The sequence below is a fragment of the Pseudomonas sp. CFSAN084952 genome (assembly GCF_009648855.1).
Lineage (GTDB): Bacteria > Pseudomonadota > Gammaproteobacteria > Pseudomonadales > Pseudomonadaceae > Aquipseudomonas > Aquipseudomonas paracarnis.
Window position 1 is genome coordinate 4,946,669 of the sequence record NZ_CP045767.1, and the last position, 20,103, is coordinate 4,966,771.

At 60.5% G+C, this 20,103-nt stretch carries 17 protein-coding genes; 12 read left to right on the forward strand and 5 right to left on the reverse strand.

The window, feature by feature from the left end:
* Positions 1-100 precede the first annotated feature (100 nt).
* Positions 101-517, forward strand: a complete 417-nt coding sequence (locus GH769_RS22585; protein WP_014720249.1) for a DUF3010 family protein — start codon at positions 101-103, stop codon at positions 515-517.
* A gap of 31 nt (positions 518-548) precedes the next feature.
* Here the strand turns inward: GH769_RS22585 and GH769_RS22590 are convergent, their stop codons facing one another.
* Positions 549-1,727, reverse strand: a complete 1,179-nt coding sequence (locus tag GH769_RS22590; RefSeq protein WP_014720250.1) for an ATP-binding protein — start codon at positions 1,725-1,727, stop codon at positions 549-551.
* A gap of 68 nt (positions 1,728-1,795) precedes the next feature.
* Positions 1,796-2,740, reverse strand: coding sequence for a GlxA family transcriptional regulator (locus tag GH769_RS22595; RefSeq protein ID WP_032902306.1), 945 nt, complete (start codon positions 2,738-2,740; stop codon positions 1,796-1,798).
* Positions 2,741-2,935: 195 nt separating this feature from the next.
* Here GH769_RS22595 and GH769_RS22600 point away from each other — a divergent pair, with 195 nt between their 5' ends.
* From GH769_RS22600 to GH769_RS22620, 5 genes are all read left to right on the forward strand, one after another.
* On the forward strand, positions 2,936-3,880 hold the full coding sequence (locus GH769_RS22600; protein ID WP_032902304.1) for a choline ABC transporter substrate-binding protein: 945 nt from the start codon (positions 2,936-2,938) through the stop codon (positions 3,878-3,880).
* An 88-nt stretch (positions 3,881-3,968) separates the two neighbouring features.
* Complete coding sequence (locus GH769_RS22605) at positions 3,969-4,856, forward strand: 3-keto-5-aminohexanoate cleavage protein (RefSeq protein WP_032902302.1); 888 nt, start codon at positions 3,969-3,971, stop codon at positions 4,854-4,856.
* A 75-nt stretch (positions 4,857-4,931) separates the two neighbouring features.
* A complete protein-coding gene (locus GH769_RS22610; protein WP_014720254.1) occupies positions 4,932-5,897 on the forward strand; it encodes an L-carnitine dehydrogenase in 966 nt (321 codons plus the stop codon).
* Between the two features lie 102 nt (positions 5,898-5,999).
* On the forward strand, positions 6,000-6,494 hold the full coding sequence (locus GH769_RS22615) for a thioesterase family protein (protein WP_014720255.1): 495 nt from the start codon (positions 6,000-6,002) through the stop codon (positions 6,492-6,494).
* Between the two features lie 223 nt (positions 6,495-6,717).
* Positions 6,718-6,981 carry a hypothetical protein gene (locus tag GH769_RS22620; RefSeq protein WP_014720256.1) on the forward strand — a complete coding sequence of 88 codons (264 nt, stop codon included), beginning with the start codon at positions 6,718-6,720 and terminating at the stop codon, positions 6,979-6,981.
* Between the two features lie 87 nt (positions 6,982-7,068).
* On the opposite strand, the gene GH769_RS22625 is transcribed toward GH769_RS22620, so the two are convergent.
* Positions 7,069-8,172, reverse strand: a complete 1,104-nt coding sequence (locus tag GH769_RS22625; RefSeq protein ID WP_003194907.1) for a GlxA family transcriptional regulator — start codon at positions 8,170-8,172, stop codon at positions 7,069-7,071.
* A gap of 525 nt (positions 8,173-8,697) precedes the next feature.
* The gene (locus GH769_RS22630) at positions 8,698-10,074 is read right to left on the reverse strand and encodes an L-serine ammonia-lyase (RefSeq protein ID WP_014720257.1); all 1,377 of its coding nucleotides are present in this window, start codon (positions 10,072-10,074) and stop codon (positions 8,698-8,700) included.
* A 416-nt stretch (positions 10,075-10,490) separates the two neighbouring features.
* Between GH769_RS22630 and GH769_RS22635 the strand changes: the two genes are divergently transcribed.
* The 3 genes from GH769_RS22635 to choV all read left to right on the forward strand — a co-directional run bounded on the left by GH769_RS22635 (position 10,491) and on the right by choV (position 13,528).
* The gene (locus GH769_RS22635) at positions 10,491-11,438 is read left to right on the forward strand and encodes a choline ABC transporter substrate-binding protein (RefSeq protein WP_019817457.1); all 948 of its coding nucleotides are present in this window, start codon (positions 10,491-10,493) and stop codon (positions 11,436-11,438) included.
* 69 nt (positions 11,439-11,507) lie between these two features.
* The gene (gene choW / locus GH769_RS22640) at positions 11,508-12,353 is read left to right on the forward strand and encodes a choline ABC transporter permease subunit (protein ID WP_003194913.1); all 846 of its coding nucleotides are present in this window, start codon (positions 11,508-11,510) and stop codon (positions 12,351-12,353) included.
* Positions 12,350-13,528 carry a choline ABC transporter ATP-binding protein gene (gene choV / locus GH769_RS22645; protein ID WP_014720259.1) on the forward strand — a complete coding sequence of 393 codons (1,179 nt, stop codon included), beginning with the start codon at positions 12,350-12,352 and terminating at the stop codon, positions 13,526-13,528. Before choW ends, choV begins: the two co-directional genes overlap by 4 nt.
* 157 nt (positions 13,529-13,685) lie before the next feature.
* On the opposite strand, the gene GH769_RS22650 is transcribed toward choV, so the two are convergent.
* Positions 13,686-15,620 (reverse strand): BCCT family transporter, encoded by a 1,935-nt coding sequence (locus GH769_RS22650; protein WP_224796996.1) that lies wholly within the window; start codon positions 15,618-15,620, stop codon positions 13,686-13,688.
* Positions 15,621-16,009: 389 nt separating this feature from the next.
* On the opposite strand from GH769_RS22650, the gene betI reads away from it, so the two are divergent.
* From betI to betA, 3 genes are all read left to right on the forward strand, one after another.
* Positions 16,010-16,603, forward strand: a complete 594-nt coding sequence (gene betI, locus GH769_RS22655) for a transcriptional regulator BetI (RefSeq protein ID WP_003194919.1) — start codon at positions 16,010-16,012, stop codon at positions 16,601-16,603.
* A gap of 110 nt (positions 16,604-16,713) precedes the next feature.
* Positions 16,714-18,186: a betaine-aldehyde dehydrogenase gene (gene betB, locus GH769_RS22660; protein WP_014720261.1), complete on the forward strand. Its 1,473-nt coding sequence runs from the start codon at positions 16,714-16,716 to the stop codon at positions 18,184-18,186.
* Positions 18,187-18,340: 154 nt separating this feature from the next.
* Positions 18,341-20,044, forward strand: coding sequence for a choline dehydrogenase (gene betA, locus GH769_RS22665; protein WP_014720262.1), 1,704 nt, complete (start codon positions 18,341-18,343; stop codon positions 20,042-20,044).
* The last annotated feature ends 59 nt before the right edge of the window (positions 20,045-20,103 follow it).

The window sequence follows — 20,103 nt, forward strand, 5'->3', positions numbered from 1 at the left end:
TCTGACAGTATCAGCACTATCTCCGACGGATGGTCAGCTCCTCTCGAACGAACCGAGCCTGTTACCATCCGTGCCCTCTTTTCCTGCTCAAGGCAACGCCATGATTATTTGCGGCATCGAAATCAAAGGCAGCGAAGCCATCATCGCCCTCGCCGCCCTGGACAACCAGGCGCTGACCCACGTCGCCCTGGCGACCAAGAAAATCGCCCTCGACGATGACGATGAAGCGGCCAACGTCAAAGCCTTCGCCGCTCAGGTGAAAGCGTTTGTGCAGGACAACGCCATCACTCGCATCGCCATCAAGAAGCGCAGCAAAAAAGGTGAATTCGCCGGTGGCCCAACGACGTTCAAGATTGAAGGGGTGCTTCAACTGCTGGAGGGGGTGGAAGTGACGCTGTTGTCGCCGCAGACCATCAATGCGCAGAACAAAAAGCACACCTTTGATCTGCCAGCGACGCTTAACAAGTACCAGCATGAAGCCTACAAGGCGGCATGCTCGGCCCTGGTAAAGAAATAAACCACCTCCGCTCTCTTTAGAAGCCGGCCTTTTAGCGCGGTGTAAGGCTCTTGTGTTGCAGCCAATCACCGAAGGTGTTGTCCTCCAGGGCATAGCCGCCTCGGCTCGACTTCCACACCAGTTCCTTGTCGCGCAGGGCATCGATGCAGGCCTGGATGGTCTGGGTACCCGGTACCACGTCGCTACCCATCTTTTCCAGCGCCTTGCTGACCGCCGTGAGGGTGCTATCGGTGAATGGCGCGAAGGGTTCGTTGTTTTGAGAACGCTCCACCATCACCTCCAGCACGGCGCGCTGCGGGATGGTCAGGGCGTTCCAGGCGCTTTCGAACTCGGTCCATACACCCGCGCGCAGCAGTTCTGCGCGACTGTGCAGCAGTTGGCCAAGATTGCTCGCCTCGCCCAACTCCAATGCGACTTCACCGATGATCGTGCGCAACATCTCGGGACGCCGACCTACCCGCTCAAACGCCTCATCAATATCAGCCGCGTTGAATTGGTTGTTCTGGGCCAGGTGCGCGTTGAGGTGCACGGTGTAGGCCTGGGTGAACGCTTTGCCCAGCAGCGGAAACGGCGTGATGCTGGAACCGAAGAATGGCTGGCTTTTACCCAGTACCAAATGGGCGAGTTTGTCGCGATTGGATCCGGTAAACACCAGGCGCAAACCGCTGCCCTCCTCGTCACGGCCTTGGTTGAGCTGATCCCGGGCAGCCTTCAACGCGAACATCGCATTGATACCTGACTCGGTGGTTATTGCGTGCTGTGCTTCGTCAATCACCAGTACAACGGGTTTTTCTGCAGCCCTGTGGAGCAATTCCAACGCTTGGGTCAGCGTCGCACCGACAGGCAATTGTGGCTTGGTAAAGTCCCAGGAAAGCGTACGCAGAAAGCTTAGTTTCTCGATGCCAATGTTCTTTGCCAGTTTGCGAATGCCCTTTTCAAACGGCACCAATGCCCCCGCAATGGCACTCGCAATCAGCTCGGCGGGGTCTTTTTCCTTGTCGGCCCACAGGTCGACATACACCGCCAGCCAGCCCCGCAGCTGACATTCCGGAATCAGGTCTTCGCGCAGAAAAGTGCTTTTGCCCGTGCGTCGGGGCGCCGCGAGAAACAGGCCGGAGGTGAAATCCTGAATACCGGCCCCCACCAGGCCATCGGCAATACTGCTTGCCAGGGTGGGGCGGCGAAACACAAAGCCGCTGTGCTTGGACATGGTTTTATACTCAATTATGGAAATGACTATAAATTATAGCCAAGAGTATAATTGACTATAATTGTCCGTCAAACCACCTCCCGTCGCCGATCCTCCCGCGGGCATTTGGCAAACCTTGCACGATAGCTCCTGGTGAAATACGACGGTGACTCAAACCCGCACGCAATACTCACTTCCAGCACGCTCATGTCGCTCTGGCGCAGCAGTTTTCGGGCTTTTTCCAGGCGCAGGCCCAGGTAGAAATTACTGGGGGTGTCATTCAGGTGCAGGCGAAACAGCCGCTCCAGTTGGCGTCGGGTGACCTTGATCGTTTCGGCCAGGGCCAAGGTGCTCAGGGGCGGTTCGGTGTGCTGTTCCATTTCGCCGATCACCTGCACCAGTTTCTTGTTATTGATGCCGTAGCGCGTGGCGATCTGCATGCGCTGGTGGTCCTTGCGGGGGCGGATGCGGCCAAGTACGAATTGCTCGGAAACCTGGATCGCCAGCTCCGGGCCGTGGGCCTGGGCGATGAGATCGAGCATCAAGTCGATGGACGCGGTCCCGCCGGCGCAGGTGATGCGGCGCCGGTCGATTTCGAACAGTTCCTGGGTCACGCTCAGGTGCGGATAGGCTTCCTTGAAGGCGTCGATGGCTTCCCAGTGCAAGGTCAGGCGGTGGCCGTCAAGCAGGCCCGCTTCGGCCAACACGCAGGCGCCGGTGTCGATGGCACCAAGAGTCACACTCTCATGGTCGAGGCGGCGCAGCCAATGCTCCAGGGCGGGCGTGGCGAACTGCAGGGGTTCGAAGCCAGCCACCACCAGTAAAGTCGCGCCTTTTTTCAACGGTTCCAGCGCGGCATCGGCGTTGACCGACATGCCGTTGCTCGCCAGTACCGCGCCGCCATCGGCACTCAAGATGTGCCAGCGGTACAGCTCGCCGCGAAAGCGATTGGCCACGCGCAACGGTTCCAGCGCGGAGATAAAACCGAGGGCCGAGAAACCCGGCATCAGCAAGAAATAGACATCCTGGAACATGGTGGCGCTCTCGTCGGACGGGCAGCGTGGTCACTGTGATACGCCAGTTCAACCGGCCATTCAAGAGCACAGGTCGCTGCAGTGCAAGAGCGGGTCGCCGCCGTGCGCTTTGCGGGGCGCCAAGCTGCGTAACGTGATCCCACGGCGCACAAAGACGCCGGCACCCACAATAACGACCTGCCGAGGGCTCCACCCATGAACCGACTGATCAGCCGCTGCGCACTCGCACTCAGCGCCAGCGCCATCTTGAGTAACACCGTCATGGCGGCGGACGCCGCTTCTTGCCAGAACGTGCGCATGGGCGTGGTGAACTGGACTGACGTCATCGCCACCAGCGCCATGGCTCAAGTACTGCTCGACGGCCTGGGCTACAAAACCAAACAAACCAGCGCGTCCCAGCAAATCATCTTTGCCGGTATACGTGATCAGCGCCTGGATCTGTTCCTTGGCTACTGGAACCCGCTGATGACCCAGACCATCACACCGTTCGTCGACGCCAAGCAAGTCAAGGTCCTCGAAAAACCCAGCCTGCAAGACGCCCGCGCCACCCTGGCAGTACCCACCTACCTGGCGGACAAGGGCCTGAAAACCTTTGCCGACATCGCCAAGTTCGAGAAAGAGCTGGGCGGCAAGATTTATGGCATCGAGCCGGGCTCGGGCGCCAATACGCAGATCAAGGCGATGATCGCCAAGAACCAGTTCGGCCTGGGCAAGTTCCAGTTGGTGGAGTCCAGCGAAGCCGGCATGTTGGCGGCCGTGGACCGTGCCGTGCGCCGCAAGGAAGCCGTGGTGTTCTTTGGTTGGGCGCCGCACCCGATGAACGTGAATGTGGCGATGACTTACCTCACCGGCAGCGAAGATGCCCTGGGCCCGAACGAAGGCATGGCCACCGTATGGACCGTGACCGCGCCGGCCTACGCCGAGCAGTGCCCCAACGTGCATAAGTTGCTGACCAACCTGACGTTCACCGCCGCCGACGAGAGCCGCATGATGCAACCGCTGCTGGATCACAAGGACGCCATCGAGTCCGCCAAGCAGTGGCTCAAGGATCACCCACAAGACCAGGCGCGCTGGCTGGAGGGTGTGACCACCTTCGACGGCAAGCCGGCTGCTGCCAACCTGCAACTGACCCGCAAATAACCCTATTTGGACCACCGTGTCGCAGCCGCTCCAGGCCGCGACACGGCGCCCTGCGCCTTGAAATCACCCGCCTGTAAGGAACCGCATCATGAACCACGACGTCATCATCACCTGCGCACTCACCGGTGCTGGCGACACGACCGCCAGAAGCCCCCACGTGCCGGTCACACCCAAACAAATCGCCGCCGCTGCCGTGGAGGCCGCCAAGGCCGGCGCCACGGTCGTGCATTGCCACGTACGCGACCCCGAGACCGGCAAGTTCAGTCGCGACGTCGCGCTGTACCGCGAAGTGATGGAGCGCATCCGCGAGGCCGACATCGACATCATCGTCAACCTCACCGCCGGCATGGGTGGCGACCTGGAGATCGGTGGCGGCGAGAATCCCATGGAGTTCGGGCCCAATACCGACCTGGTGGGCCCGCTGACCCGCCTGGCCCATGTTGCAGAACTGCTGCCGGAAATCTGCACGCTGGACTGCGGCACGCTGAACTTCGGCGATGGCGACACCATTTACGTGTCCACCCCGGCGCAACTGCGGGCTGGCGCCAGACGTATCCAGGAATTGGGCGTAAAGGCTGAGCTGGAAATTTTCGATACCGGCCACCTGTGGTTCGCCAAGCAGATGATCAAGGAAGGACTGCTGGATAACCCGCTGTTCCAACTGTGCCTGGGCATTCCCTGGGGCGCACCGGCCGACACCACCACCATGAAAGCCATGGTCGACAACCTGCCCGCCGACGCGGTGTGGGCAGGGTTCGGGATTGGTCGCATGCAAATGCCAATGGCCGCGCAAGCCGTGCTGTTGGGGGGCAACGTACGGGTGGGCCTGGAGGATAACCTGTGGCTGGACAAGGGCGTGCTCGCCACCAATGGCCAACTGGTGGAACGCGCCAGTGAAATTCTCAGCCGGTTGGGCGCACGGGTCCTGACCCCAGCCGAAGGCCGCATCAAGATGGGCCTGACCCCACGCGGCTAACACAGACACCACACAACCCTGTGGGAGCAAGCCCGGCTCCCACAAGGAATTACCAAACTTTTCAGGAATGTCGCCATGCGCTTTATCACCGAAATCAAAACCTTTGCTGCGTTGGGCAGCGGTGTCATCGGCAGCGGCTGGGTATCCCGTGCTCTTGCCCATGGCCTGGATGTAGTGGCCTGGGACCCCGCCCCCGGTGCCGAGGCGGCCTTGCGTAAACGCGTCGCCAACGCCTGGGGCGCCCTTGAACAACAGGGCCTGGCGCCCGGCGCCTCCCAGGACCGCCTGCGCTTTGTCGCTACCATCGAAGACTGCGTAAAAGACGCCGACTTCATCCAGGAAAGCGCTCCCGAACGCCTGGAGTTGAAGCTGCAATTGCACAGCCAGATCAGCGCCGCGGCCAAGCCGAATGCCTTGATTGGTTCGAGCACCTCCGGGCTGTTGCCCAGCGAGTTCTATGAGGGCTCTACCCACCCGGAACGCTGCGTAGTCGGACACCCCTTTAACCCGGTCTACCTGTTGCCGTTGGTAGAGGTAGTGGGCGGTAAAAACACCGCGCCAGAGGCGATCCAGGCAGCAATCAGCGTGTATGAATCCCTCGGCATGCGCCCGCTGCATGTACGCAAGGAAGTGCCTGGGTTTATTGCTGACCGCCTGCTGGAAGCGCTGTGGCGAGAGGCGCTGCACCTGGTCAATGACGGGGTGGCGACCACCGGCGAAATCGACGATGCCATTCGTTTTGGTGCCGGGTTGCGCTGGTCGTTCATGGGCACCTTCCTCACTTACACGCTGGCGGGCGGCGATGCTGGCATGCGCCACTTCATGGCCCAGTTCGGCCCGGCGTTGCAGTTGCCGTGGACTTATCTACCGGCGCCTGAATTGACTGAAAAGCTGATTGATGATGTGGTCGATGGCACCGCTGAGCAGTTGGGTAACCGCAGCATCTCGGCGCTGGAGCGCTATCGTGATGACTGCCTGCTGGCGGTGCTGGAAGCCGTAAAAACAACCAAGGCCAAGCACGGCATGAGCTTCGCCGAATAACCCTGTGGGAGCTGGCTTGCCTGCGATGGCGGTGGCCTCACCCTTGCTATCGCAGGCAAGCCAGCTCCCACATTTGACCGCATACCAAATTGGATTCATGCCATGCCCGCACTGACCACCTACACCACCAAAATCCTGCCCGACTGGGTTGACTACAACGGCCATCTGCGTGACGCGTTCTACCTGCTGATCTTCAGCTACGCCACCGATGCGCTGATGGACACCCTGGGGCTGGACAGCGAAAACCGCGAAGCCAGCGGCCACTCGCTGTTCACCCTAGAGTTGCACCTGAACTATCTGCATGAGGTAAAGCTCGGCGCCGAGGTTGAGGTGCATACCCAACTGATCGCCCACGACGCCAAGCGCCTGCACCTCTATCACAGCCTGCACCTTGTGGGCGAAGAGCGCGAGTTGGCGGGTAACGAACAGATGCTGCTGCATGTCGATCTGGCCGGGCCGCAGTCGGCGCCGTTTGCCGGCGCGACCCTGGAAAAACTCATCGCTCTCAGCCAGGCACACGCCGATCTACCCCGGCCAGCCCTACTCGGCCGGGTGATCGGGCTGCCCGCGCAAAAAAAAGCCCCGATCCAGCCGTGACGGGATCGGGGCAGAGTGCTTTGTGTGAGCCGTGCATTTCGAGGGTGACCAAACCTTCAAGCTGCGTGCCTGGGTTCAGTGTGCCCGTTACGGGCCGGGTCAAGCACCTCGAAAACGACCTGTTCATAGCCATCCGAGCCATCGGTGGATTCTGCCCTTGCCGCCAGTCCTGGGGCCTACCAGAATCCAAGTCATTCCCGCTCCCTACACCAGGATGACCGTCATGATGCACGCGGATTTGATTGACCAGGATGACCTGCTGAGCCAACTGCGCTCCCTGGGTTTTGACGTGTCCAGCGGCGCTACCGCCGAGCAGGCCTGCGAATGTGCGGTGCGCGGGTTGAGCGAAGCGCGGGCCAAGGCGCTCAAGGGCATGGTGGAACAGATGTACAGCGGCAGCGCGACGATTTTGCCGGCGGTGAGGCAGGCGATCGACAAACAGTTGCTGCCGGCGCTGATGCAGTTCAAACAGAACTCTGGCGCCTGAAACTCCGCCATCGCAGGCAAGCCAGCTCCCACAGGGGAACGCATTCCAAGGTGGGAGCTGGCTTGCCTGCGATGCAGACGGCTCGGTTTAGAGCCTTACACTGGCAAAGGTCGACTCATTGCGCGCCTGGCTCAACGCCGACATCGGCCCCGACAACGGTGACAACACCAGTGCCGGCGGAATCGGCATCATCGCCACTTGCTGGGTGGTGTTGGAGCCTACGCGTTCATCCCGTGGCGGAATGCCGAAGTATTCGCGGTAGCACTTGGAAAAGTGCGGCGTGGACACAAACCCGCACACCGACGCGACTTCGATGATCGACATGGGGGTCTGCTTGAGCAGCTGCCGTGCACGAATCAGGCGCAGCTTGAGGTAATAACGCGACGGCGAGCAGTGCAGGTATTTCTGGAACAGCCGCTCCAACTGCCGGCGCGACACGGCGACATACACCGCCAGTTCGTCCAGGTCGATCGGCTCTTCGAGGTTGGCTTCCATCAGCGCGACGATTTCCTGCAGCTTCGGCTGGTTGGTGCCAAGCATGTGCTTGAGCGGCACACGCTGGTGATCCTGTTCGTTGCGGATGCGTTCGTACACGAACATCTCGGAGATGGCGGCCGACAATTCACGGCCGTGGTCGCGGCTGATCAGGTGCAACATCATGTCCAGGGGCGCGGTGCCACCGGAGCTGGTGAAGCGGTTGCGATCGAGGGTGAACAGACGCGTGCTCATGGCCACCCGCGGGAAGGCTTCCTGCATCGACGCCAGGCATTCCCAGTGCACGCTGCAATCAAAGCCATCGAGCAAGCCGGCGCAGGCCAGGGCCCAGCTGCCGGTGCACACCGCGCCAAGGCGACGAGACTGGCGTGCCTGGCTTTGCAGCCACGACACATGTTCACGGGTGACGGTGCGCTGGATACCGACGCCGCCGCACACGATGACCGTGTCCAGGACGGGGGCTTTGTGCATGGAGGCATCGGGTGTGATTTGCAGGCCATCACTGGCCCACACCTGGTTGCCGTCGACACTCAGGGTTGTCCAGCGATACAGCTCGCGGCCGGACAGCTGGTTGGCCATGCGCAGTGGCTCCACGGCTGACGCCAGGGAAATCAGCGTGAAATTGTCCAGCAGCAAAAAGCCGATGGATTGAGGCGCACGGTTCTGGGGTTGGGCCCCGGAGTTGGTCGACGTCATCGCGGTATCTCCTCACATCACACAAAGCGGGTGGTGGCCTCAGGCGAGGCTCTTGTTATTGCACTCGCCCTGGAAAGGCGAGGCTTTGAAATTGATAGAGCAAATGCCATGCCTAAAATTGAATGGCTATTCAAGAACTCCTGAAAACGACCTGTTTATGCGTCTATATGAGCCCACGCGTGAAGTGCGGGATATGACGCATAACGGGCGAGGTTCAAGGGGTGTGAGCAGATCGGTAGCACTTGTGGGAAGGCGCTTTGCGGGCGTAGGAGAAGTCTGTCACCCAAAGCACATCAGGCGTGTGATCGTGGAGGAATTCGTTCGGAAGCTACTTATCTATTTGCGACGCGCTAAAAGGTGGCGATTTTGGCTGAGGGTGTTCACTTTGTGAGCAATTGTGTCAGCACTACGGCTCGTTCCCACGCTCTGCGTGGGCATGCATCCTGTGACGCTCTGCGTCACCCATGGGCGGAGCGTCCGGGGCTGCATTCCCACGCGGAGCGTGGGAACGATCATGTCACTGACTCAACATTCAACCGCACTCACCGCCAACCCACCTCGTGATGTCTCTTTGTACTTGTCATGCATATCGGCCCCGGTATCACGCATGGTGCGGATCACCCGGTCCAACGAGATGAAGTGCTGGCCATCGCCCCGCAACGCCATTTGCGCCGCATTGATCGCCTTCACCGCCGCAATTGCATTGCGCTCGATACACGGCACTTGCACCAGGCCGCCCACCGGGTCGCAGGTCAGGCCGAGGTTATGTTCCAGGCCGATTTCGGCGGCGTTGCACAGTTGCTCCGGCGTGGCGCCGAGGATTTCAGCCAACCCGGCTGCTGCCATGGCGCACGCGGAACCGACCTCGCCCTGGCAACCGACTTCGGCACCGGAAATCGAGGCGTTCTTTTTACACAGGATGCCCACCGCCGCCGCGCCCAGCAGGTAGTCGACCACGTTGGCTTCGGTGACTTCTTCGCTGAACTTCATAAAGTAGTGCAGCACCGCCGGGATGATTCCCGCCGCGCCGTTGGTGGGCGCCGTGACCATGCGCCCACCGGCGGCGTTTTCTTCGTTGACCGCCAGGGCGAACAGGTTGACCCATTCCATGGCGCTCAAGGTCGAGCCGATCACATTGGGCTTGTTCAGCTCCTGCAAGCTGCGGTGTAACTTGGCAGCGCGACGGCGCACGTTCAAGCCGCCGGGCAGGATACCTTCGTGCTTGAGGCCCTGCTCCACGCAATCTTGCATGGCGCGCCAGAGTTTCATCAGGCCGCTGCGGATTTCTTCTTCGCTGCGCCAGGTTTTTTCATTCGCCAGCATCAGTTCGGCAACGCGCAGGTTGTGGGTCTTGCACAGCTGCAACAGCTCCACGGCACTGGAAAAATCATAGGGCAGCTCGGTACGGTCCATGTCCGCCACACCGCTTTGGGCCTGGGCTTCATCCACCACGAAACCGCCACCCACCGAGTAATAGGTGTCGCGGTGCAGCTCGCCGTTTTCGCCAAACACCACCAGGGTCATGGCGTTGGGATGGAACGGCAGGTTTTCGTCGAGCAAGCGCATGTCCCGCGCCCACACAAAGGGCACCGGCAAACGCCCGTCCAGCAGCAGCGTGTCGGTTTCGCGCAGGGTGTGAATGCGGGCGCCGATTTGCGTGGGGTCGATTGCGTCTGGCCATTCGCCCATCAGGCCCATGATGGTGGCGGTGTCGCTGCCGTGGCCGATGCCGGTGGCCGACAGCGAGCCGTACAGTTGCACTTCGACACGCTGCACCTGTTCCAGCCACCCACGCTCACGCAACCCTTGAACGAACAACGCCGCGGCGCGCATGGGCCCCACGGTGTGCGAACTCGAAGGCCCGATGCCGATCTTGAACAGGTCGAAAACGCTGATAGCCATTAACGTGAAACTCCTCGATAAGCACGGGCCGGGCTTGAACGAGGTGCTACGCTCAGATCGCCCAGATGGCGGCATCATCAAGCTTTTATTCGTCATCACGGCGTCTCACACCGACGCACTCATGCTCACCAGCGGCGCTCGCGTGCGAACGCCAGTTTTGGCCGTTTTTTGCGGTGCAGACGGGTAAAAACAGCAGTTTTACCTTAGGAAAAACCTGTAAGCGACGTCATCGGTACTGGATGCGACCCTCCCTGTACTGGATACGACGCCCCCTGTAGGCGTCAGATTTTCACTGGTACATGATCAGTCTCGACTCGTTTGCAAGGCACCGCGCCAGAGCTGTTGTCGCACGCTCCAACCGCAACACTTATAAAGCGCGGCGAATGCCGCCAGAAAAGACACAGGAGTCTACCCACATGAAAGGTTCACCCTCGTTGTTGTTGGCCGCCATGCTGAGTCTGCCAGTCGTGGCATACGCCGCAGAACCGGAACAGTGCAAGACCGTCAACTTCTCCGATGTCGGCTGGACCGACATCACCGTCACCACCGCGACCACCAGCGAGATCCTCAAGGGCCTGGGCTACAAGCCGCGCACCACGATGATTTCGGTACCTGTGACTTACAAGTCCCTGGCCGACGGCAAGAACATGGACATTTTCCTCGGCAACTGGATGCCGACCATGGAAAACGACATCAAGCAGTACCGTGATGCCGGCACCGTGGAAACCGTGCGCGCCAACCTGGAGAACGCCAAGTACACCCTGGCGGTCCCAGAGGCGCTGTATGAGAAGGGCCTGAAAGACTTCGCCGACATCGCCAAATTCAAGGATGAGCTGGGCGGCAAGATCTACGGCATCGAGCCGGGCAACGATGGCAACCGCACCATCCAGACACTGATCGACAAAGATGCCTTCGGCCTGAAAACCGCCGGCTTCAAGGTGGTCGAATCCAGCGAAGCCGGCATGCTCTCCCAGGTTGAACGCGCTTCCAAGCGCAACCAGGCCATCGTGTTCCTCGGCTGGGAACCGCACCCGATGAACACCCGCTTCAAGATGAAGTACTTGACCGGTGGTGACGACTCGTTCGGCCCCAATTACGGCCAGGCCACCATCTACACCAACACCCGCAAAGGCTACACCCAGGAATGCAGCAACGTCGGCCAGTTGCTGAAAAACCTGGTGTTCACCCTCGACATGGAAAGCACCCTGATGGGGAACGTCCTGGACGACAAGATGAAGGCCGACGCTGCCGCCAAGGCCTGGTTGCAGAAGAACCCGCAAGTGCTCGACACCTGGCTCGCCGGTGTCACCACCGTTGATGGCAAACCAGGGCTCGATGCCGTTAAAGCTTACCTCGCCAAATAGCACCCGCTGACCCCAGGCCGGTGCGCTGGCCTGGGATGTTTTCCCCTTCGCATGTGGACATTCACTACCATGCTGACTGAACAGAAAATCCCACTAGGCCAGTACATCGCTGCCTTCGTCGACTGGTTGACCCAACACGGTGCCAACTACTTCGACGCAATCGCATCGACACTGGAAACGATGATCCACGGCGTGACGTTTGCGCTGACCTGGTTCAATCCACTGGCATTGATCGGTCTGATTGCGCTGCTGGCTCACTTTATTCAACGTAAATGGGGACTGACTGTTTTTGTCATCGCCTCCTTCCTGCTGATCCTCAACCTGGGGTACTGGCAGGAAACCATGGAAACCCTCGCACAGGTGCTGTTCGCCACCCTGGTCTGCGTGGTCATCGGTGTGCCGCTGGGCATTGTTGCCGCGCATAAACCAATGTTCTACACCATGATGCGGCCGGTACTCGATCTGATGCAGACCGTGCCGACCTTCGTCTACCTCATCCCTACCCTGACCCTCTTCGGGCTGGGTGTGGTGCCTGGGTTGATTTCCACGGTGGTGTTCGCGATTGCCGCGCCGATCCGCCTGACCTACCTGGGTATCCGCGACGTCCCGCAAGAATTGATGGACGCCGGCAAGGCCTTTGGCTGCTCGCGCCGCCAGTTGCTCTCGCGCATTGAACTGCCCCACGCCATGCCGAGCATCGCCGCCGGCATTACCCAATGCATCATGCTGTCGTTGTCGATGGTGGTGATCGCGGCCCTGGTAGGCGCCGACGGCCTCGGCAAGCCGGTGGTCAACGCACTCAACACCGCCGATATTGCCCTGGGCTTTGAAGCGGGCCTGGCCATTGTGTTGCTCGCCATCATGCTCGACCGTATCTGCAAACAACCCGACGCTAAAGTAGGGGGTGATGCATGAGCATTATCCGATTCGACAAAGTCGACGTGATCTTTTCCAAAGACCCACGCGAAGCGCTCAAGCTGCTGGACCAGGGCATGAGCCGTAACGAAATTCTGAAGAAGACCGGGCAGATCGTCGGCGTCGAGAACGCCAGCCTGGATATCGAGAAAGGCGAGATCTGTGTGCTGATGGGCCTCTCGGGCTCAGGCAAATCCAGTTTGCTGCGCTGCATCAACGGCCTCAATACCGTCAGCCGTGGCCAGCTGTTTGTGGAGCATGAAGGGCGTCAGATCGACATCGCCTCCTGCACCCCCGCCGAGCTGAAAATGATGCGCACCAAACGCATCGCCATGGTGTTCCAGAAGTTCGCCCTGATGCCTTGGTTGACGGTGCGCGAGAACATCAGCTTCGGCCTGGAAATGCAGGGCCGACCGGAGAAAGAACGGCGCACGCTGGTGGACGAGAAACTCGAACTGGTGGGCCTGAGCCAATGGCGCAACAAGAAGCCCGACGAGTTGTCCGGCGGCATGCAGCAGCGCGTCGGCCTGGCCCGCGCCCTGGCGATGGACGCCGATATCCTGCTGATGGACGAACCCTTCTCGGCCCTCGACCCGCTGATCCGCCAAGGCTTGCAAGATGAACTGCTGGAACTGCAACGCAAGTTGAGCAAGACCATCGTGTTCGTCAGCCACGACCTGGATGAAGCGCTGAAACTGGGCAGCCGTATCGCGATCATGAAAGACGGCAAGATCATCCAGTACAGCGTGCCGGAAGAAATCGTACTGAACCCGGCAGACGACTATGTGCGCACCTTCGTTGCGCATACCAACCCGCTGAACGTGCTGTGCGGACGTAGCCTGATGCGCACGCTGGACAACTGCAAGCGCGTGAACGGTTCGGTGTGTCTTGATCCGGGTGGCGACTCCTGGCTGGACCTGGCCGAAGGCAACACCATCCAGGGCGCACGCCAGAATGGCGTGGCGATGAACCTGCAAAACTGGGCGCCAGGGCAGGCCGTGGAAGGCTTGGGCCGCGTACCGACGCTGGTGGACTCGAACATCGGTATGCGCGATGCACTGCAGATTCGCTACCAGACAGGCAACAAGCTGGTGCTGCACGACAACAACAAGGTGGTGGGGATACTGGGGGACAGTGAGCTCTACCATGCCCTCTTAGGCAAGAACTTGGGCTAAGGCCCCAACTGAAGGAATGCGGTCAATGTGGGAGCTGGCTTGCCTGCGATAGCTATGCTGGATTCACCCTTGCTATCGCAGGCAAGCCAGCTCCCCCATTCGACCGCATTCAATGCTTGCAACAGCGGCGCCAGTAAGGGCGCCGCCAGCTCAACTATCAGCTATAGACCCGGCCAAGGAGCTGCCGATGGCTTTCAAACTGATCGAGCACATCCCGGGTGATCTGTTCCTGGGTGAAGCCCATCAGGTCATACTCCTGCGGCCCGTTGTGCAGGTACACCTCGGCACGGTAGTAACGGGTGCGCTCTTCTTCAGGCAGGTCAGCCGGCGCCGCCGAGTAGCCATCCAGGCTCACTTCGTAGACAAACGGGTTACCCTCGTCCATCTCGATCCGCACGCCGATGCAGCGTTTGGATTTGCCCAGCAGGGTCTGCACTTCCAGGCCCTGATCACGCAACGCACTCGCGGCCTCTTCCAACGCCGGCGTTACGTGCTTGTCCATAAAGCGCTGCACGGTGGCCTGGCTCGGTTGCAGGTCCAGGGCGCTCAAGCGCTCGCTGAAACCACGACGCCCGCGTTCAGCCAATTGCGCCTGCTCCTGTTCGATGGCCACGTCCTGGCGCATGGCCTTGTGCAAACCGAACATAAAGAACACCAGCACCACCGAGAACGGCAGCCCCGCCAGCACCACCATGGTTTGCATGGCTTCGAAGTTACCGGCAAACAGCAGACCGATGGTCACCAGGGTGATCACCGCCGACCAGAAGATACGCAACCAGTGCGGCGCATCTTCATCCACGTTGCCGCCCTTGCAGGACAGGTTGGCCATCATCACCGCGCCGGAATCCGCCGGGGTCAGGAACAGCACAAAGCCCACGAAGATCGACACGCCGATCACCACTTTCGACGCCGGGTAATGCTCAAGCAGTTGGTAGATGGCCATGGACGGTTGTTCCAGCGCCGTCTTGCCCAACTCCACCGCCCCATGGTTCAACACCAGGTCCAGGGCCGAGTTGCCGAAGATCGACAGCCACGCCAGGGTAAAGCCCAGCGGGATCAGCAATACGCCAGCCACCAGTTCGCGCACGGTACGACCACGGGAAATACGCGCGATGAACATGCCCACAAATGGCGCCCAGGAAATCCACCAGGCCCAGTAGAACAGAGTCCACAGACCCATCCAGCGTTCGGTCTTGGCACCGTCGCCTTCGTACACATACAGGTCGAAGGTTTTCAGCACGATACCGTTGAGGTAATCACCGGTGTTCTGCACCAGGCCATTGAGCAGGTGCAAGGTAGGGCCGAACAACAGCACGAAGATCAGCAAACCGCTGAACAGCACGATGTTGAGGTTGGACAGGCGGCGAATACCGTTTTCCACACCCGACACGGCGGCAATGGTCGCCACGGTGCTCATCACGATGATCACGATCAGCAGGTTGGTATTGCTGTGCTCCATGCCGAACAGGTTTTCCAGCCCCGACGACACCTGCATCGAGCCGATCCCCAGGTTGGTCACCAGGCCCAGCAGGGTCACGAACATGCCGAAACCGTCTACCGCGTGGCCGGCCGCGCCCTTCACCCAACGCTCGCCCACCAGCGGGTACAGCGCCGAACGCAGTGCCAGCGGTTGGTTGTGACGGTACGCAAAGTACGCCACGGCCAGGCCGACCAGCGCATAGATCGCCCAGCCGTGCAGGCCCCAGTGCAGGAAGGTCAGTTGCAGCGCCTGGCGTGCCGCGCCATTGCTGGCGGCAGCGCCTTCGGGCGGGTTGAAGTAGTGGTCCAACGGCTCGGACGCACCGAAATACAACAGCGAGATGCCGATACCGGACGAGAACAACATGCCGGCCCAGGCGCCATAGCTGAAGTCTGGGGTATCGTCCTTCGCACCCAGCTTAAGTTTCCCATAGGACGAAAACGCCAGGCCGACCACAAACACCAGGTAGGCGGCGATGACCACCATGTAGTACCAGCCAAAGCTTTTCGACAGCCAGGCCTGTGCGACACCGAGCAGGCGCCCGGCCTCCTGCGGGGCGACGATCAGAATGGCGGTCAACAACAAAATCAGCGCGGTGGAGGTGTAGAACACCCAACCGTTGACCCGGACCTTTTCCGGTGGGGTCTTTATAAGAGAGGCAGAACTCATGGCGCAGATGCTCCAGGCAGTGCGAGAGAGAAACACAAGGCAACGGTTATCCCGGGACATCGATTTTTCGGCAGTCGACGGACGGGTGTTATAAAGACACCCCAAAATTCTTGAGCCCGCCTAAGCGGTGATCAGGCTCTGAAGTGGCCTGTTTCAAGGGTTTTTGCAGGTGTCGAAGGTTGCAGCTCGCAGGTAGGAAACATCTGTAGGCAGCGACCATTTGTCGCAGATCTTATTCTTTGTTGATTGAACGTTCAATCAAAACAAAATAGACTGGCCCTCAAGCCGACGGACGTGGATCGCCCATCGGCAGGCCTAAGGAGAGGTGCTACATGCCCAAGGTCGGTATGCAACCCATACGCCGCCAGCAGTTGATCGAAGCCACGTTGACGGCCATCGATCGGGTCGGGATGGGAGATGCCAGCATTGCGCTGATCGCCCGTCTGGCCGGCGTCTCGAACGGCATCATCAGCCACTACTTTCAGGACAAGAACGGCCTGATCGCAGCGACGATGCGCTACCTGATGAATGCGCTGATCGAGAACGTGCAAGAACGCAGGCGTGCCTTGAAGGATGACAGCCCACGGGCGCACCTTCAGGTGATCATCGAAGGCAACTTCGACGCCAGCCAGGTCAATGGCCCGGCAATGAAAACCTGGCTGGCCTTCTGGGCCACCAGCATGCACCACCCGTCATTGCACAGGTTGCAGCGGATCAACGATCAACGTCTGTATTCCAACCTGTGCTGCCAGTTCCGCCGAGTGCTGCCGCTGCCGCACGCACGCAAAGCAGCCCGAGGCCTGGCGGCCCTGATCGACGGTTTGTGGTTGCGCGGCGCCCTGTCGGGAGACGCTTTCGACACGGAGCAGGCGCAACGGATCGCTTACGAATACATGGATTTCCAATTGGCCAAGCAGGTGAGTTAGAGCACACATAACCGCTCAACCCCTGAACGTCCGCCGCTCAGTGTTGCCACACCCCCATGGCCCACTGTTCGGCGGGTAACGCCAACCACTTATGCACTTGCGAGGACTTTATGGCCCGTTTCGACCTGCAAAAACTCTACATTGACGGCGGCTACAGCGACGCTGGCAGCGATGCCACCTTCGAAGCCATCAACCCGGCTAACGGTGAAGTTCTCGCCCAAGTGCAACGCGCCACCAAAGATGACGTTGAACGTGCCGTGGTCAGCGCTGAAAAAGGCCAGAAAATCTGGGCCGCCATGACCGCCATGGAGCGTTCGCGCATCCTGCGTCGTGCCGTGGACATCCTGCGCGAGCGCAACGATGAACTGGCTGCCCTGGAAACCCTGGACACCGGTAAAGCCTTCTCCGAAACCAAGTACGTCGACATCGTCACTGGCGCTGACGTGCTGGAATACTACGCCGGCCTGGTACCTGCCATCGAAGGTGAGCAGATCCCACTGCGCGATACCTCGTTTGTCTACACCCGCCGCGAGCCACTGGGCGTGGTTGCCGGTATTGGCGCGTGGAACTACCCGATCCAGATCGCCCTGTGGAAATCCGCACCGGCCCTGGCCGCCGGTAACGCGATGATCTTCAAGCCAAGCGAAGTCACCTCGCTGACCACTCTGAAACTGGCCGAGATCTACACCGAGGCTGGCGTTCCAGCGGGCGTGTTCAACGTACTGACCGGCAGCGGCCGTGAAGTCGGCACCTGGCTGACCGAGCACCCACGCATCGAAAAAGTCTCCTTCACCGGCGGCACCGACACCGGCAAGAAAGTCATGGCCAGCGCGTCGAGTTCCTCGCTCAAGGACGTGACCATGGAGCTGGGCGGCAAGTCCCCGCTGATCATTTTCGACGATGCCGACCTCGACCGCGCCGCCGACACCGCCATGATGGCCAACTTCTACAGCTCCGGTCAGGTCTGCACCAACGGCACCCGCGTGTTCGTGCCCAAGCACCTGCAAGCCGCGTTCGAAGCCAAGATCGTTGAGCGTGTGGCGCGTATTCGCATCGGCAACCCGGAAGACGAAAACACCAACTTCGGCCCGCTGGTCAGCTTCGCCCACATGGAAAGCGTGCTGGGCTACATCGCCAAAGGCAAAGAGCAAGGCGCCCGTCTGCTGTGCGGCGGCGACCGCCTGACCGAGGGTGACTTCGCCAAAGGCGCCTTCGTGGCTCCGACCGTGTTCACCGACTGCACCGATGACATGGTGATCGTGCGTGAAGAAATCTTCGGCCCGGTGATGAGCATCCTCACCTACGAAACCGAAGAAGAAGTGATCCGCCGCGCCAACGACACCGACTTCGGCCTGGCCGCTGGCCTGGTCACCAAGGACCTGAACCGCGCCCACCGCGTGATTCATCAACTGGAAGCCGGTATCTGCTGGATCAACGCCTGGGGCGAGTCCGACGCGAAGATGCCGGTTGGCGGCTACAAGCAGTCGGGCGTGGGCCGTGAGAACGGCATCAGCTCGCTGAACAACTTCACCCGCATCAAATCGGTACAGGTTGAATTGGGCGATTACGCCTCGGTGTTCTAACACCCGAGCCTTGTATTGCCCGTGAGGCCATCGCGGGCAAGCCCGGCTCCCACATTTGTTCTGTGTGAACCCGATCAAATGTGGGAGCTGGTTTGCCTGCGATCGAGTGCTAAGCACTCGCCAGACCTGACCACACTTCAAAGAGGGTACATTCATGTCCCAAGAATACGATTACATCATTGTGGGTGCCGGCTCTGCCGGTAACACCCTGGCGACCCGTCTGACCGAAGACGAAGGCGTCACCGTTTTGCTGCTGGAAGCCGGTGGCCCCGACTACCGCCTCGACTTCCGCACCCAGATGCCAGCCGCCCTGGCCTTCCCGCTGCAAGGCCGCCGCTACAACTGGGCCTACGAAACCGATCCAGAGCCACACATGGACGGCCGCCGGATGGAATGCGGGCGCGGCAAGGGCCTGGGTGGCTCTTCCCTGATCAACGGCATGTGCTACATCCGCGGCAACGCCATGGACTACGACAACTGGTCGAAGCTGCCGGGCCTGGAAGACTGGACCTACCTGGACTGCCTGCCGTATTTCCGCAAAGCCGAAACCCGCGACATCGGCCCCAACGATTGGCACGGTGGTGACGGCCCGGTCAGCGTGACCACGCCGAAAGCGGGCAACAACCCGCTGTTCCACGCCATGGTTGAAGCCGGCGTACAGGCCGGTTACCCACGTACCGAAGATTTGAACGGCTACCAGCAAGAAGGCTTCGGCCCGATGGACCGTACCGTTACGCCGAACGGCCGTCGCGCCAGCACCGCACGCGGTTACCTGGACACGGCTAAAAAGCGTTCGACCCTGACCATCGTCACCCATGCCCTCACCGACAAAGTGTTGTTCGAAGGCAAGCGTGCGGTCGGTGTGCGTTACCTGATCGGCGCCGCCGAAGAGCGTGTTGAAGCCCGTGCGCGCAAAGAAGTGCTGGTGTGCAGCGGCGCAATCGCTTCGCCGCAACTGCTGCAACGCTCCGGTGTCGGCCCGGCCAAACTGCTGGAAAGCCTCGATATCCCGGTGGTCCACGACCTGCCGGGCGTGGGTGAAAACCTGCAGGACCACCTTGAGCTGTACCTGCAATACGCGTGCACCCAGCCAGTGTCGCTGTACCCGTCGCTGCTCTGGTACAACCAGCCGGCAATTGGTGCCGAATGGCTGTTCAACGGCACCGGCATCGGCGCCAGCAACCAGTTCGAAGCGGGCGGTTTCATTCGTACCCGCGAAGAGTTCGAGTGGCCGAACATCCAGTACCACTTCCTGCCGGTGGCGATTAACTACAACGGCAGCAACGGTGTGAAAGAGCACGGTTTCCAGGCGCACATGGGCTCCATGCGTTCGCCAAGCCGTGGCCGTATCCAGCTGAAGTCGAAGAACCCACGGGACTACCCGAGCATCCTCTTCAACTACATGGCCACCGAGCAGGACTGGCAGGAGTTCCGCGACGGCATCCGCCTGACCCGTGAAATCATGCAGCAGCCGGCACTGGACCCGTACCGTGGCCGCGAAATCAGCCCGGGTATCGAAGTGCAAACCGATGAGCAGTTGGACAAGTTCATCCGCGAGCACGCCGAGACCGCGTTCCACCCGTCCTGCTCGTGCAAGATGGGCACCGACGAGATGGCCGTAGTCGATGGCGAAGGCCGCGTACATGGTATGCAGGGCTTGCGGGTGGTCGATGCCTCGATCATGCCGATCATCACCACCGGCAACCTGAACGCGCCGACGATCATGATCGCCGAGAAAATCGCCGACAAGATCCGTGGCCGCAAGCCGCTGCCGCGCAGCACTGCGGATTACTACGTGGCAGGCGATGCGCCGGTGCGTGGCAAGCCGTTGCGTGAAGTGGGGCCGTTGGCGCAGTAACTCCAGCACCGCGGCGCCTGCATCGCAGGCAAGCCAGCTCCCACAGTTGACCGAGTTCG